At 67.2% G+C, this 13,349-nt stretch carries 13 protein-coding genes; 7 read left to right on the top strand and 6 right to left on the bottom strand.

What is annotated here, in order from left to right; genetic code table 11:
• Nucleotides 1-258 precede the first annotated feature (258 nt).
• On the top strand, nucleotides 259-2,019 hold the full coding sequence (locus tag OV287_RS37855; protein WP_267538907.1) for a methyl-accepting chemotaxis protein: 1,761 nt from the start codon (nucleotides 259-261) through the stop codon (nucleotides 2,017-2,019).
• 43 nt (nucleotides 2,020-2,062) lie between these two features.
• Here the strand turns inward: OV287_RS37855 and OV287_RS37850 are convergent, their stop codons facing one another.
• Nucleotides 2,063-3,595 (bottom strand): prenyltransferase/squalene oxidase repeat-containing protein, encoded by a 1,533-nt coding sequence (locus tag OV287_RS37850; RefSeq protein ID WP_267538906.1) that lies wholly within the window; start codon nucleotides 3,593-3,595, stop codon nucleotides 2,063-2,065.
• A 291-nt stretch (nucleotides 3,596-3,886) separates the two neighbouring features.
• On the opposite strand from OV287_RS37850, the gene OV287_RS37845 reads away from it, so the two are divergent.
• From OV287_RS37845 to dbpA, 3 genes are all read left to right on the top strand, one after another.
• Nucleotides 3,887-4,078, top strand: a complete 192-nt coding sequence (locus OV287_RS37845) for a hypothetical protein (protein ID WP_267538905.1) — start codon at nucleotides 3,887-3,889, stop codon at nucleotides 4,076-4,078.
• Between the two features lie 268 nt (nucleotides 4,079-4,346).
• Nucleotides 4,347-4,817: an FBP domain-containing protein gene (locus OV287_RS37840; protein ID WP_267538904.1), complete on the top strand. Its 471-nt coding sequence runs from the start codon at nucleotides 4,347-4,349 to the stop codon at nucleotides 4,815-4,817.
• Between the two features lie 26 nt (nucleotides 4,818-4,843).
• Nucleotides 4,844-6,229: an ATP-dependent RNA helicase DbpA gene (gene dbpA, locus OV287_RS37835; protein ID WP_267538903.1), complete on the top strand. Its 1,386-nt coding sequence runs from the start codon at nucleotides 4,844-4,846 to the stop codon at nucleotides 6,227-6,229.
• A 12-nt stretch (nucleotides 6,230-6,241) separates the two neighbouring features.
• Here the strand turns inward: dbpA and OV287_RS37830 are convergent, their stop codons facing one another.
• Nucleotides 6,242-6,727 (bottom strand): phosphatase domain-containing putative toxin, encoded by a 486-nt coding sequence (locus OV287_RS37830; RefSeq protein WP_267538902.1) that lies wholly within the window; start codon nucleotides 6,725-6,727, stop codon nucleotides 6,242-6,244.
• Between the two features lie 65 nt (nucleotides 6,728-6,792).
• On the opposite strand from OV287_RS37830, the gene OV287_RS37825 reads away from it, so the two are divergent.
• Complete coding sequence (locus OV287_RS37825) at nucleotides 6,793-7,422, top strand: DinB family protein (RefSeq protein WP_267538901.1); 630 nt, start codon at nucleotides 6,793-6,795, stop codon at nucleotides 7,420-7,422.
• A 144-nt stretch (nucleotides 7,423-7,566) separates the two neighbouring features.
• Nucleotides 7,567-8,250, top strand: a complete 684-nt coding sequence (locus OV287_RS37820; protein WP_267538900.1) for a hypothetical protein — start codon at nucleotides 7,567-7,569, stop codon at nucleotides 8,248-8,250.
• A 62-nt stretch (nucleotides 8,251-8,312) separates the two neighbouring features.
• Here the strand turns inward: OV287_RS37820 and OV287_RS37815 are convergent, their stop codons facing one another.
• Nucleotides 8,313-8,642 carry an ArsR/SmtB family transcription factor gene (locus tag OV287_RS37815; protein WP_267538899.1) on the bottom strand — a complete coding sequence of 110 codons (330 nt, stop codon included), beginning with the start codon at nucleotides 8,640-8,642 and terminating at the stop codon, nucleotides 8,313-8,315.
• A gap of 53 nt (nucleotides 8,643-8,695) precedes the next feature.
• Between OV287_RS37815 and OV287_RS37810 the strand changes: the two genes are divergently transcribed.
• Entirely contained in the window at nucleotides 8,696-9,175 is a 480-nt protein-coding gene (locus OV287_RS37810) for an SRPBCC family protein (protein WP_267538898.1), read from the top strand.
• A 129-nt stretch (nucleotides 9,176-9,304) separates the two neighbouring features.
• Here the strand turns inward: OV287_RS37810 and OV287_RS37805 are convergent, their stop codons facing one another.
• From OV287_RS37805 to OV287_RS37795, 3 genes are read right to left on the bottom strand one after another with little or no spacing between them, the layout of a single operon-like run.
• Nucleotides 9,305-9,862 (bottom strand): aldo/keto reductase, encoded by a 558-nt coding sequence (locus tag OV287_RS37805; protein WP_267538897.1) that lies wholly within the window; start codon nucleotides 9,860-9,862, stop codon nucleotides 9,305-9,307.
• Nucleotides 9,863-9,873: 11 nt separating this feature from the next.
• Nucleotides 9,874-11,085 carry an ABC transporter substrate-binding protein gene (locus tag OV287_RS37800; protein ID WP_267538896.1) on the bottom strand — a complete coding sequence of 404 codons (1,212 nt, stop codon included), beginning with the start codon at nucleotides 11,083-11,085 and terminating at the stop codon, nucleotides 9,874-9,876.
• Entirely contained in the window at nucleotides 11,082-13,250 is a 2,169-nt protein-coding gene (locus OV287_RS37795; protein WP_267538895.1) for a TonB-dependent receptor plug domain-containing protein, read from the bottom strand. The genes OV287_RS37800 and OV287_RS37795 overlap by 4 nt, the downstream gene beginning before the upstream one ends.
• Between the last annotated feature and the right edge of the window lie 99 nt (nucleotides 13,251-13,349).

Genomic DNA, 13,349 nt, shown 5'->3' with positions numbered 1-13,349 from the left:
TCGTAACCGTTGACCTTCCGAACACTTCCCGGCTCGCCTGGGGCAGGGGAGCGCCTGCCTGGGTGCCTCCTTATTACTATGGCTCGAAAGTTCCGCTCCGGTTGGCGCCGAGTTTCACCTTCGTGACCATCAACCGTCCCGAGTAGGGACGGGTGGGCCCCAGGGGTTCACTGCCTGTACGGAGCCTCATATGCTGGGCCCGTGCAAGCCAGCGCTTCTAGCCCCCTCTCGTATGATACCGGCCCGATCGTCCGCCGGATGGTCATCACGCAGCAGATCTACACGCTCTTCGGGACACCTCCCCTGGTGTACCTGATGATTCTCATCTCGGGGCTCGACAAGGCGCAGGCGATCGACGTCTCGAAGGTGTTGCTGCCCATCCTCGTTCCGCTGATGGGCGTCGCCGTCCCGTACTTCGTCATCTACGTGACCGTGCGCAACGCCCTGAAGGTGGTGCCGGGCGAGCCTCCTGGAGCGCGGCTGTCGCGCATCCTCAAGGTCCCGGGCATCATCGACGCAACCACACTCGTCACCACGCTGGCCTCCTCGGGCCTCTTCGTGGGGCTCTCCGTGTTGCGGCACGGCAAAAGCCTCTGGACCATTCCGTGGGCCATGGCGACCATCTGGCTGCTGGTGGCGCTCCTGACGCTGCAGGAGCGGGTCTGGTTCGAGAAGATCCTCCAGCCCTACGCGCTCGCGGAGTTCTACAAGAACCCCGGCCAGGTGCCCCAGTCGTATGGCTTCCTCTGGCCCCGCCAGGCCTGGTTCCTCCCCTACGCCTTCGCCGTCTTCGTGGCGTGCACCCTGGCGTCGATGGGCACCATCGTCGGGCGGCAGGCGTATGACGCCCATGAGCTGCTGATGAGCCGACTCGACAAGGTGAGCCCGGCCGAGGTGGCTCCCCTCGTGCGTCAGGTCATCCAGATGCTCCTGGATAGCTCGGTGCTGCCGATGCTCCTGGTGGGCGCCTACCTGCTGATCAGCGCCGCGCTCGCGGCCTGGTTCCTGGCCCGGCGTCAGACGGAGGGCACGCGCAGTGTCCAGCGCACCCTGGAGGGGCTGGTGCAGGGCAGGCCTCGGCTGCCGGAGTGGGTCTCCACGGACGAGGTGGGAGATCTCTCGGCGACCACCGCGCGCGTCTTTGCGCAGCTCAAGTCGTTCGCCGGCTCGCTGCAGTCCTCCGCTCAGGCCCTCCGGGACTCGGCTGAGCAGCTCGGGCAGTCCACGAGCCGCCAGACGGAGGTGCTGACGCAGCAGGCCTCCGCCCTCCAGGAGACCCAGGTCACCGCGCAGGAGATCAAGCACACCTCCGTGCTCGCCTCGCAGAAGGCCGATGCCATCCTCAAGCAGACCGAGCGGGCGGATCAGATCAGCATCTCCGGTGATAATGCCCTCCAAGAGGGCCTGTCGGGCATGCAGGAGATTGGCTCCCAGGTGCGAGAGATGGCCACGAGCATCCGAGCCCTGGACGAGCGGGCCCGGCAGATTGCTCACATCACCACCCTGGTGAAGGGGCTGGCGGACCGCTCCAACATGCTCGCGCTCAACGCCGCCATCGAGGCGGTGCGCTCCGGCGAGGCGGGCAAGGGCTTCGGCGTGGTGGCGCGGGAGATCCGCACGCTGGCCGATCAGTCCATCAAGGCCACTCGGGACATCACCGACATCCTCCAGGACATCGGCGATGCCATCGGCTCCACCATGAACCTCATGGATCAGGGCTCGGATCGCGTGGAGGTGAGCCTGCGGCAGATCCGCGACTTCAGCACCCAGGTGCAGCAGATCTCCGGCATCGTCCGGGAGAACGCCTCCTCGGTGCGGCAGATCACCGTCGCCGTGGGCCAGCAGGACGTGGGCATCGCGCAGATCTTCGAGGCCGTGAACGACCTGTCCAAGGGCATGGAGCAGACGATGAGCCAGCTGCGCGCCTCGGACGACGTGCTCGCCCGAGTGCGGCACGTGGCGGAGCAGGTCTCCAGCGTTGTCGTCGGCTACGGCTGGCAGGAAGGCCCGCGGTCGTAGCGGGCCCTCCGTTGTGGCCTGGGCCCTTCGGGGCCCGTCCGCCTCACTCCGCCAGGCTGTCCCGGTCGAGCTCCAGCGCGAGCATGGCGCTGCGCTCGAAGACGCGATCCAACCGGAAGGGCCGGTAGAGCTCCTTGCCCGTCCAGAGCATCTCGTGCTGCTCCGGGGCCTTCTCCTGCTGCGCTCCCATCCACCGGGCGGCGCGCTGGAGGGCCTGCTTCACCTCGGGTCCGAAGAGGCCCTGGCTGCGCATGGCGCGCAGCGCATGGACGGCATAGGCCGTCTCCAGGAGAGAGGGCTGCGCCATGCCCCACCCGCCATCGGCGGACTGGGCTCGCAGCAGGCCGTCCACCGCGGGACGGATGACCTCGGTGGCCCTCGCGCGGCACAGCGCGAGCATCACCTGGGAGGTGCTGTAGAGCCAGGAGGCGTGCCACTTGTCCATCCTCCACAGGCCATCGCTGCCCCGCTTCTCGGCGAGCCAGCGCACCTGCCGCGACACGTCCTGGCCGAGGATCGCCAGTGCCATCACCCCGTGGGCGGTCGTCGTCACCGACGGCTGCATCTCGTGCGCGTAGGTGATGAACTGCCCGTCCGCCAGCTGGTAGCGCTGCAGCAGGCCACCATCCACGGCGTAGCCCGACTCCTTCAGCATGGCGAGGCAGGTGGAGGTGATGTCTCCGTCACAGACGAAGAACTCGCTCATGCCGTAGCCCTCCGGCCGCACCGCGCGGTACAGGGCCTCGAGCTGGGGGCGGACGACGTCGCGCAGGCCCGGGTGCTCCAACAACCCGGTGGAGAACAGGGCCAGCAGGCTCCAGGACTGCTCGTAGTGCACGATGGGCCAGACAGTGGGCACCACGCCCGGCAGGCCCGTTCCAGTGGCCTCCGCGGCCCCTCGCAGGAACTCCTCGGCTCCGAGCAGCTCCTTGGACCCAGCCGGTGCGGTGGCCCGGCGCAGCCGCAGCCAGTGCGCGGTCGCCGCCGGGCTGTTGCCCACGCCCTTCGAGCCATCGAGCACATTCATGTCGGGCTCGGTGCCCCACGCCTCGAAGGAGTGGATGGGCGCGGTGCCGGCCCGATGCTTCATCCGGGCAATCAGCCCCCGCCGCCGGTTGCCGAGCGCGCTGAGGGACTGGAAGGGCTTGTGCGGCAGCTCGATTCCCACCGAGGCGGCCTCTTCCATCAGCCGCGGGAGGATGAGCTCCGAAGCCACGGGGATGTCATCGGGCGGGGGACCCTCGAAGGCCCACACCCCCGCGTTGCGGCGGAAGAACTCGATGCCACCTTCCACCGCCCTCCGGCTCTCCGGGGTGTCGCTGCTACCGCGCAGCGCCAGCACGGCCGCGAGCGTCGGGACGTGTCTTGCCAGCGGCATCAACTCCGAGCCCCAGCCTCCGTCCGGGCGCTGCTGGCGCATGAGCCACTCGACGGCGGGTCGGGGATCTTCAGGCGGGGCGTCTCGGAGGACCTGGGCAGTGTCATAGACGGACGGGGTGAGGATTCCGCCTTGGGCGCCAAGTGCCTGAATGTCTGCTTTGAGTTGTGCGATGAACCACTCGGGGGTCGAGGGCATGTGGATCACCTGGAAATGGGGGTTATCCGACTCCTAGCACGGGGGTTCCACTTGGAGGAATCCAGCTGCCTGTGTCTCCGCACGACTCGGACCATGCGCCTGTGTCTTTTCTCGGCTCACGGTAGCGGAGTGTTCAACGCGGTGCGCATCGAGGGTGGTTTCTCTCCCGAACCACCCACTTCGTCTTGAGGGAGGGGAGGGCAGCGCCTTCGTCTCCACCTTCGCGCCAGCCTTTCCGACGGGAGGCGGTGGGAGCCGGAGCTGTCTCCCTCATGCTAGGATTCGTGGCGTATGAGCGACTCCACCAAGACCCAGCAGTTCGGACAGAAGCAGGAAGAGACGAAGAAGAATCCGAAGGTGTTCGGTCTCCGGGTGAAGATCAACCCGTACTTGAACACCCCAGCGGAGAAGAAGAAGCGCGACGACGAGAAGTTCGACCCCTTCGCCGTGAACTTCAAATCCCCCAAGCCCGAGGATTTTTGAGGCGCCCCTTCGCCCTCCGAAATTTCCTGGGGTATTCCTGTGTCCAGCCCGGCTCCTCGTATGAGGGTCGGGCTGTTTCCGTTCCAGGTCAGGGGCTTGCTGTCCTGATCGCTTCCCAGCAGACCCGACGAGCACCTGTGCTCACCGAGAGCGTGCACCCGCTCCACTGAAGCCCTTATGAAGGGAGAGCACAGGCGCAGGCCGCCCAGATGGCCCTGTCCTCCCCGGGTGAGCCTCGGCTGGGGTGGGGCAGCACGAGGAGATGACCATGTTCCGGATCGAGACTGAGAAAGATCTGCTGCAAGCGTTCCGTCCGCGGGACCGGAAGACGCTCGAGCTTCCCGCGGGCCTCAAGTTCCCGCTCTTCGTCCGCGACTACCTGGCGTGGACCGAGCCGGCGGGGACCCGGGTGTTCCTGGTGATCCCTCCCCAGGGGAGCAGGCTGCCCGTGGGCATCGCCTTCCGCCGCGACTCGCAGGGCGGCGGACCGGGCTCCTGCATGTGTGACTGGTGCCACTCCTACGGCTCGGCGGACGAGATCGGGTTGCTCACCACGGACGTGAACTCCAAGCGCCGGGTGGGCGTCAGCCTCTGCCTCGACCTGCGCTGCAAGGAGAAGCTGGAGACGGTGGCGGACCGGTCTGGCCGGCACCCGCTCGAGTTCGTGAAGCCGCTGGTGGAGCGTATGAGCCGCTTCGCGCGTGAGGCGCTCCGGATCGAGACCGTCCCGGAGAACTGACGCGGTTCCGTTCCCTTGAGACCTTGATGAACTTCTCTTCGCTCGCCCTCTCTTCTCCGCTGCTGCAGGTCCTCGAGGAGCTGGACTTCCAGACCGTCACGCCCATTCAGGCTCAGAGCATCCCGGTGCTGTTGCAGGGCCGGGATCTCGTGGGCCAGGCGAAGACGGGCAGTGGAAAGACCGCTGCCTTCGCACTTCCCATCCTGGAGCGGATCCGGCTCCAGCACCGGCGGCTCCAGGCGCTCGTGCTCTGTCCGACGCGCGAGCTCTGTGCCCAGGTGGCTGGAGAGCTCCGCCGGCTGGGCCGGAGACTGCCTGGGCTCCAGGTCCTCGTGCTCGCGGGGGGGCAGCCTGTCCGGCCCCAGGTGAACGCGCTGGAGAAGGGCGCCCACATCGCCGTTGGGACTCCCGGCCGCATCCTGGACCTGCTCCAGCGGGAGTCACTCGAGACGCGGCAGCTCGCCACCGTGGTGCTCGATGAGGCCGATCGGATGCTCGACATGGGCTTCCGGGAGGACATGGAGCGCATCCTCGGCGCGACTCCTCCCACGCGGCAGACCGTGCTCTTCTCTGCGACGTTCCCCCCGGACATCGAGGCGCTGAGCCGTACTTTCCAGAAGCAGCCCGCACGCGTGACGGTGGTGGAGTCCGAGGCGGCCCCCGACATCCAACAGCTCTGCTACGTCTGCGAGCCCGAGGAGAAGACGGCGCTGCTGCTGCGAATCTTGCGGCAGTACCAGCCGGCCTCGGCCATCGTGTTCTGCAACCTCAAGGCAACGGTCGCCGAGCTGACGCGGGCGTTGACCGCGGCCGGAGTAGGGGCGGACGGTCTCCAGGGAGACATGGAGCAGAGCGAGCGCGACAGCGTGATGGCGAAGTTCCGCAACCGCAGCATCCGGATGCTCATCGCGACGGACGTGGCGGGCCGTGGCATCGACGTGGAGGCGCTCGACGCCGTCATCAACTTCGATCTGCCCTCACAGCCCGAGTCCTACGTGCATCGCATCGGCCGCACGGGGCGCGCGGGGAGAAGGGGGCTGGCCATCTCCATCGCCACGCCGCGAGACGAGCGCAAGGTCGAGACCCTCGAAGGCGCCACCGGCGTGAAGCTGGAGCGCGCGAGCGTGGAGTCGCTGCCCCCGGCGGAAGCGAAGGACGGGGCGTCGCTGGAGGCGGCCTGGGAGACGCTCTTCATCTCCGCCGGACGCAAGGACAAGATGCGGCCGGGTGACATCCTCGGGGCCTTGACGGGAGAGGCTGGCGGGCTGAATGCCGCCGACATCGGGAAGATTGAGATCCACGATCATCACGCCTACGTCGCCGTCTCCAAGGACCTCGTGCGCCTGGCGCTCCAACGGTTGCGCGATGGGCGGATCAAGGGGCGCAAGTTCCGGATCGAACGGGTGCGGTAGCGCCCCCCTCGATTAGAGCGGCAGATGGAGCACCCACTGGCGTTGCTCCTCTGTATCGGGAACGGGCAATCCGCGAGCTGTCGCCAGCCGCTGGAGGGCCTCGTCGGGATTGACGCCAAGCAGGGCGAGCACGCTCGCGGCCACGAGCGAGGAGCGGCCGATGCCCATCCGGCAATGGACGGCGATCGAGCTCCCCGCTCGAACTTCGTCCCGCACCTGGCGAAGGAAGCCAAGTGTGGCCGCATCCCGCGGTGGGACGCCCCGGTCAGCGATGGGAAGCGAGAGGAACCTCAGTCCAGCGTTCTCACAGGCCTGGTGCTCACCCTGGAGCCCCAGCTCGGCCTCCTCCTCCGGCGTCAGGAGGGAGACCAGCCCATCAACGCCTGAATCACGAAGGCCCTGCACCTCATCGGCCAACCAGTCCCCGGCGCGCGGGCGCGCCATGATTCCGAGCCGCCCCGCGACGCCTGTTTCAACCCAGTAGATGGGGGTATGCACCGTTCATCCTCCTTGTCAGACGGCTGAGCTATGGGTGCGCCTCCCTTTATCGGAGGTACCCCACCATGAAGCGTGCCGTGCTTGCCCTCAGTGTGCTGCTCCCCGCCATCGTCTTCGCTGCCGAGCCGACCGCCACCGAGAAGGCGGCGCCGAAGGACTCGAAGTTCCTCGTCGAGTACCTCACCCAGACCCAGCAGGACTTCCTCAAGTCCATCAAGGGGCTCTCGGAGGCACAGTGGAAGTTCAAGCCCGCGCCGGATCGCTGGTCGATCGCGGAGGTGGCCGAGCATATCGCGCTGTCCGAGCAGTCGATCGGCGGGAACATCACGGACAACGTCCTCAAGTCGCCGCCAGCGACCGCCGAGCAGAAGGCCAAGACGCAGGGGCTCGATGACAAGCTTCTCCAGGGCATTCCGGATCGGACCAACAAGTACAAGGCCCCCGAGAAGCTCCAGCCCGCGGGGAAGTTCGCCTCGGCCAAGGAGGCCGCCAAGGCCTTCAACTCCAAGCGCGATGAGCTCATCGATGTGGCCAAGAAGACGCCGGAGAGCGAGCTGCGCAGCCACGTCGGCGGCCCCTCGCCCATGGGCGACATGGACGGCTACCAGTGGATGCTCTTCACGGCTGGGCACTCCAAGCGGCACACCGCGCAGATCGAAGAGGTGAAGGCCGACCCCAACTTCCCGAAGAAGTAGGACGCGGCGCCGTTCTGCTCCATTCCTCCCTGCGAGTGGCCAGCGAGCTCGCGCCACGGCGTGGGGAGGGGGGGCTGTGCCGGAGATGTCAGACCCAACCGGTAGTGTTGCTACATGCCCAACACCGGTAGGGAAGGATCTTCCGTGGCTGATCTCCGTGAGAATCCGTGCGTCTCGGTCAACAAGCTGGGCCAGTACCTCACCGCACGGCCCGCGCTGCGCAAGCGCATCATTCACGCCCAGAAACACCCGTGTGACCCCAAGTACCTGCGCTACCCGGAGGCCGCCCAGGCCATCGTCGAGTTCCTCTGCGGCGGACGGGACGAGACCATCCTGCGCTACCACCAGCACCGGTTGCTCAACGCAGCGCCCGAGTCGGACTTCGACGCCCACCGGCTGGCGCTGTGCGCCGAAGCCCTCCATCACTTCCTCAAAGCCTCGGGTGAGCTGGCGCTGACCCACGCGGTGGCCAGTCCCGCGGACGAGGGGCTGCCGCCGCTGGCGCTGGCGGGGGTGGCCATCAACGTGCGGCCGGAGCTCCTCCTGCGCAGCGTGGACCGCCATGGGGCAATGCGCTCGGGGCTGTTGAAGCTCTATTTCTCCAAGCACACGCCGCTGGACGAGGCTTCCGGGCAGTACATCGCCACGGTGCTCCAGTTGTTCGCCGAGAAGAACCTGAAGCAGCAGGGTGAGGTGGACCACCGGCTGGTGCGCGTCTTCGACGTGTTCGCCGGCAAGGTGTTCGTGGCTCCCAAGGCCCAGCAGCGGAGGCTGGGAGACGTGCAACTGGCGTGTGAGGAGATCGCCGCGCGCTGGGGCATGAACTGAGGCACAGGCCCGCCTGGCTGCTAGCCCGGGCGGGCCCGCCAGCTCGAGCTGCCGTTGCTCGCCTACTCCCCTTCCTCGAGGTCTGACTTCAGTCGCGCGAGCAGATCCACCGCGCCCTCCGCGTACCGGCTGATCCACCGATCGTGGATCTCCCTGATCGGCAGCGGATTGAAGTAATTCCAGCGATTCCGGCCACGCCGCTTAGCGATGACCAGCCCCGCTTTCTCGAGCACGCCGAGGTGCTGCATCACCGTGCAGCGATCGAGCTCCGAGAAGTGCTCGGTGAGCTCCCCGGTCGTCCGAGGCTGCTCCTTGAGCAGGTCGAGCATCGCGCGCCGCCGGGAGTCCCCGAGCGCCTTGAAGACCGCGTCGTCATCGCCGCCGCTTGACATGTTATAAATCTATAACATATTTGGAGGTGAACAAGCCAATTCCGGAGGTAGCTATGGCGCACGAGCGAAGCGCGACGTCGGCGGCGGGGGAGCTGGACCTCAAGTTCCAGGTCTTCGCGAAGATCGCAAAGCCGGTCGCCGAGGTATTCGACGCGGTCTACAACCCGAAGAAGCTGAGTGGTTACTTCACGACCGGCGGAGCGAGCGGCCCGCTCGACGAAGGGACGACCGTCACGTGGGACTTCGCCGACTTTCCCGGCGCCTTCCCCGTGCATGTGCGCAAGGTCGAGCGCAATCGCCTGATAGCGCTCGAGTGGAAGGCCAACGACGGCGACTACAACACCCATGTTCGCATGGAGTTCGAGTCACTCGGGCCAGACGCGACGCTGGTGCGCATCAGCGAGTCGGGATGGCAGAAGACGCCCAAGGGACTCGAGGCCTCCTACGGCAACTGCATGGGCTGGTCGCAGATGCTCTGCTGCCTGAAGGTGTTCGTGGAGCAGGGGACGAACCTGCGCGCGTTCATGTATTAGAGTCGCTGCGCAACCCCGTGCTCCGCTCCTCGCTCCAGTCCAGCGCTACGCCGGGGCCTTCGACTTCTGGTACCGGAAGCGTGTCTGGACGCAGGGGCCTGGGCTCCCCAAGCCCTTGCTTTCCGTGAGCTACCAGCGGCCCTGGATGCGCTGCATGAAGTCGTACGGGTAACCCAGCTCCAGGGCGCTGGCCTCATCCAGCCGCTTGAGCTGGGCGTCGTCCAGCTTCAGCTCGGCGGCCTTCAGGTTGTCCTCGAGCTGCTCCACGGTGCGTGCGCCGAAGATGACGGAGGTGACGGCCCGCTTGCGCAGCAGCCACGCCAGGGCCACCTGGGAGGGCGAGGCCTTCAGCTCGGCGGCCACCGCGTCCACCGCCTCGAGGATTCGCCAGTTCCGCGGGGTGTCGAAGCTGGCGAGCCGGTCCTTCCACTTGGTCAGACGCGAGGAGTCCGGCGGGGGCTGGCCCTTGCGGTACTTGCCCGACAGGAAGCCACCGGCCAGGGGCGACCAGGGGAGAATGCCCAGGCCGTACTGCTCACACACCGAGACATGCTCGCGCTCCAGCTCGCGCACCACCAGGCTGTACTGGGCCTGCAGCGCCACGAAGCGCGAGAGATGCTGCGTCTTGCTGGTCCACAGGCTCTCCACGAGCCGGTAGGCGGCCTGGGCGCGCACCTCTCGCCACAAGGAAAAGCTCCCTAGGGATTCACCGAGGGCTCGAGGATCTCGAGACGTCCGCCCGAGATCCTCCAGACATGGTAGGGCGACACCACGTCCCCATTGGCATCGAGGTCCACCGGTCCGGAGGCGCCCTCGAAGTTGATGTCCTGCCCGGCCCGGAGGGCCTCCACCGCCTGCCGGTACTCCGTTGGTCCATAGGGGGTCCCATCCCGGGAGACCGCGGTGAGGTGCTCCCGGACGGAGCTGCCCTCCGGCTGGCCGGCGGCCTCGAGCGCCAGCGCTGCGAGGTAGATCGCGTCATAGGCGGTGGTGTCGATGGGAAGGATCGACTCCTTTCCGTACTTGTTTCTGTAGGCGGTCTGGAAGGCGCGATAGGGCGCGGTGTTGGTGGCCGCCGGCCCGGTTCCCTCGTGCGCGAAGGTGAAGCCGCTCGCCCCCACCGCGGTGATGAACTCGGGGTCTTCCAGCGCATCGGTGAAGAACCAGAACGTGCCTCGGACCAGGAAGCTCGACAGGTAGTCCCTGATGATCTGCGAGGCTTCGACCGGGTACCCCGCAAGGACGATGGCCTCGGGGTTCCCCGTGTAGACCTCCGTCAGGAGATCCATATAGCTGGTCTGGCCCTCGACGTACTCCGCGAGACCCGTGACCGTGCCACCCAGCGCCGTGAAGTCGGCCTCGAAGGCGCTCGCGAAACCGGTTCCATACGCCCCCGGGACGTGGATGACCGCCACCCGCCTGAAGGACTTCGCCATGGCTCGCTGGGCGACGAGCCTGGACTGCAGGATGTCGGACGGACAGGTCCGGAACAGGTACCCGTTGTCGGCTGCGGTCGTGAGGACCGACGCGGTGGAGGAGGATGAGAGCAGCACGACCTGGGCGTCTCGGGACACCTCGGAGGCGGCGAGCGTGGCCTCGCTCGTGAGCGCTCCGATGATCACCGGGACCTGCAGCTCGACCAACGCCTGAGCGGCGGCTCTGCCCCTGTCTGGGTCGTTCCTGTCGTCGCGGTTGATCAGCTCCAGCGGACGGCCGAGCACTCCTCCCGTCGCGTTGATCTCCTCCACCGCGAGGGTTGCCGCCTCGAGACTCGAGATACCGGCCGATGCGGCCGGCCCAGTCGTGGAGAAGATGGTGCCAATGCGGAGGGTGTCCTCTGGGGTGTCTCCGCCGCCAGCACACCCCGACATCAGGAGCCCGAGCAATGCTGTGAAGACCGAGCGTTTCATGGGTTTCCCAGCGACTGGACCACCGTGAGGAAGGCCGTCAGGCCTTGATGGGGATAATCGATGCCGCCAAACCCTGGCTCCACCCAGGGCCGGTTGAACACGTTGCTCACCCGGAGGGTGAGGCGGGTCGAGTACTTCTCCCAGGGGTGGAGTTGCGGCACGGACAGCGCGGCGGCGGTGTACAGGTACGCAGGCACCTGGTAGTCGGTCCCCTTCCGCAGGGCATTGGACTGAGATGCGCCACGCGGGCCAATCGGAGAGAGCTCCAACGAGGCCAGCAGGCCCGCCCATGGCAGCTTGTACTCTCCCATCAGGTAGACCTGGTACGTGGGGAAGAGCGGGTTGTGGATCTCCGGCGCTCCCGTGAGCAGCACTCCCGCCGAGCGGGAGACGGTGCGCGCCACGCTGCCAGAGAGGCGCAACTTCAGGGCGGGGGTGGGTTGGAAGCGGCTCTCCAACTCGCCGCCGACCACCCACTCCTGGAGGATGTTCTGGGCTTGCAGGTAGAGCCCCTTCTGGACGAACTCCACCCGGCCGTTGACGCCGAGGGCGAAGAGGTTGAGCGACAGCTCCCCCAGCTCGGCGAGACCATGGGTGCCCGCCAGCTCCACGGTGTGCGCCGTCTGCGCCTCCAGGTTGGGATTGCCCTGGATGTCCAGAATCGTCATGGGCTGGGTGTAGAGCTGGACCGCGCTGGGTGCCTTGAAGCTGGAGCCGTAGAGGAGCTTGACGCTCAGGGCCTTCTCCGGGGGCGCATAGACCACGCCCACCCGGCCGCTGGGGTTGGCGCCATAGATGTTGTGGAGGTCGAGGCGTCCTCCTGCAACGACACTCCAGTCTTCCCCGAGGGAGAGCAGGGCCTGCACCAGGGCGCCGGCGTTCCGGAAGACGCGGCGCTCGCCATGCGCTTCGCCGGGGATGATGGTGCCAACGGGCCGAAGCACCGTTCCATCGGGTGCGATCACGTCCTGGGTCAGCAGGCGGTCGAAGGTCTGGAGCAGATGGTCCTCGGAGACGAAGTCGGCTCCCAGGGTGAGGATGAGGATCGGGTGCACCTCCCAGCGGCCCCCGGCGGATGCGCCGAAGCCTTCCACGCCGGAGCTGCTGAGGAGAACGAAGTCGGGCCGCCCGAGGTCCAGTCGCTCGACCGATGAGGGCGCGCCATGGAGATAGTGGCCCGTCAGCTCGAGCGACAGCTTCTCGGAGGGCTCCACCTCGTAGGCCAGCCGATAGTTCTGGTTGAGGACGGCGATCCGGGTGCCATGGCTGAGTGGCCCGAAGTCCTGGAACTCGCCCCCTGCATCAAGGTTCTGGATGGAGGCAAGCAGCTTGAGCCGGCCGCCCCCGCCGAGCCCCACCGAGCCCTTGGCGAAGACGCTCCGAGGTCGGGAGATGTCGTCGCGAGAAGGCCCTCGTGTCGCCACCGGATTTCGTGGCTCCTCCAGCAAGGGACTGCTGGCCGGCAACTCCAGTCCCGAGCGATCGATGTAGAACGCGCTCAGGCCCGCCACCAGCTCCACGGGCCCCTCCGCGCCCCCTAGCACGAGGGCCCCGCCTCCTCCCGGGTGCTGACGCACCGTCCCGCCGTAGCCCACCAGCTGGGCGCCATTCAGCGCCTCGCCGCTCTTGGTGATGACGTTGACCACTCCCAGGAAGGCGTTGGCGCCATAGAGCGCCGAGGCGGGGCCGCGGATGACCTCCACCCTCTCCACGAGCTGGAGGGGAATCAGCTCCTCACCGAAGAAGTTTCCCGTGGTGGGCCGATAGTCCACCGGGTGTCCGTCGATCATCAGCTTGAGGACGTTCCCGCTCGCCCGGGCTCCACCGTTGATGCCCCGGATGCCCATGTTGTGAGTCGTCAGGTCGTAGACGTCGTAAAGCCCGGGCACGGAGCTCAGTACCTCGGCCAGTGACGTGTACCCGCGGGCTTGGATCTCCTCCCCGGAGATGACGGACACCACCGCGGGCGTCCGCGCGCCGCGCTGCTCCTCCTTGGTGGGAGAGACGACTGGAATCTCCAGCAAGGACTCGAGATCGAGGCGCTCGATGTCGCCAGGGGGCAGCTCCTCGAGAGGAGGGGAGGGGGGCTCTTCCGCCCCCGCGACAGTAGCGAGCAGGCTCCCCAGCAGCGCGGCAATGATTGATGGCCGAGGTTGACCGCGCATCGTTCCCGCCTCCCTGCACCGCCCCCCTCGGGTGGGAAGCCCGCGCACCTGGGACAGGGTGTGGCGACTTCATGGGAACAGCAATCCGCCCTCGGGTCG

Source organism: Archangium lansingense (assembly GCF_026626635.1).
Lineage (GTDB): Bacteria > Myxococcota > Myxococcia > Myxococcales > Myxococcaceae > Archangium > Archangium lansingense.
This window is presented reverse-complemented; position numbering and strand designations above follow the sequence as displayed.

Coding starts and splice junctions, on each gene's coding strand:
- OV287_RS37795 (WP_267538895.1), bottom strand. CDS start 13,250: ATGCGCGGTCAACCTCGGCCATCAATCATTGCCGCGCTGCTGGGGAGC.
- OV287_RS37810 (WP_267538898.1), top strand. CDS start 8,696: ATGGCGCACGAGCGAAGCGCGACGTCGGCGGCGGGGGAGCTGGACCTC.
- dbpA (WP_267538903.1), top strand. CDS start 4,844: ATGAACTTCTCTTCGCTCGCCCTCTCTTCTCCGCTGCTGCAGGTCCTC.
- OV287_RS37815 (WP_267538899.1), bottom strand. CDS start 8,642: ATGTCAAGCGGCGGCGATGACGACGCGGTCTTCAAGGCGCTCGGGGAC.
- OV287_RS37850 (WP_267538906.1), bottom strand. CDS start 3,595: ATGCCCTCGACCCCCGAGTGGTTCATCGCACAACTCAAAGCAGACATT.
- OV287_RS37825 (WP_267538901.1), top strand. CDS start 6,793: ATGAAGCGTGCCGTGCTTGCCCTCAGTGTGCTGCTCCCCGCCATCGTC.
- OV287_RS37840 (WP_267538904.1), top strand. CDS start 4,347: ATGTTCCGGATCGAGACTGAGAAAGATCTGCTGCAAGCGTTCCGTCCG.
- OV287_RS37855 (WP_267538907.1), top strand. CDS start 259: ATGGTCATCACGCAGCAGATCTACACGCTCTTCGGGACACCTCCCCTG.
- OV287_RS37800 (WP_267538896.1), bottom strand. CDS start 11,085: ATGAAACGCTCGGTCTTCACAGCATTGCTCGGGCTCCTGATGTCGGGG.
- OV287_RS37845 (WP_267538905.1), top strand. CDS start 3,887: ATGAGCGACTCCACCAAGACCCAGCAGTTCGGACAGAAGCAGGAAGAG.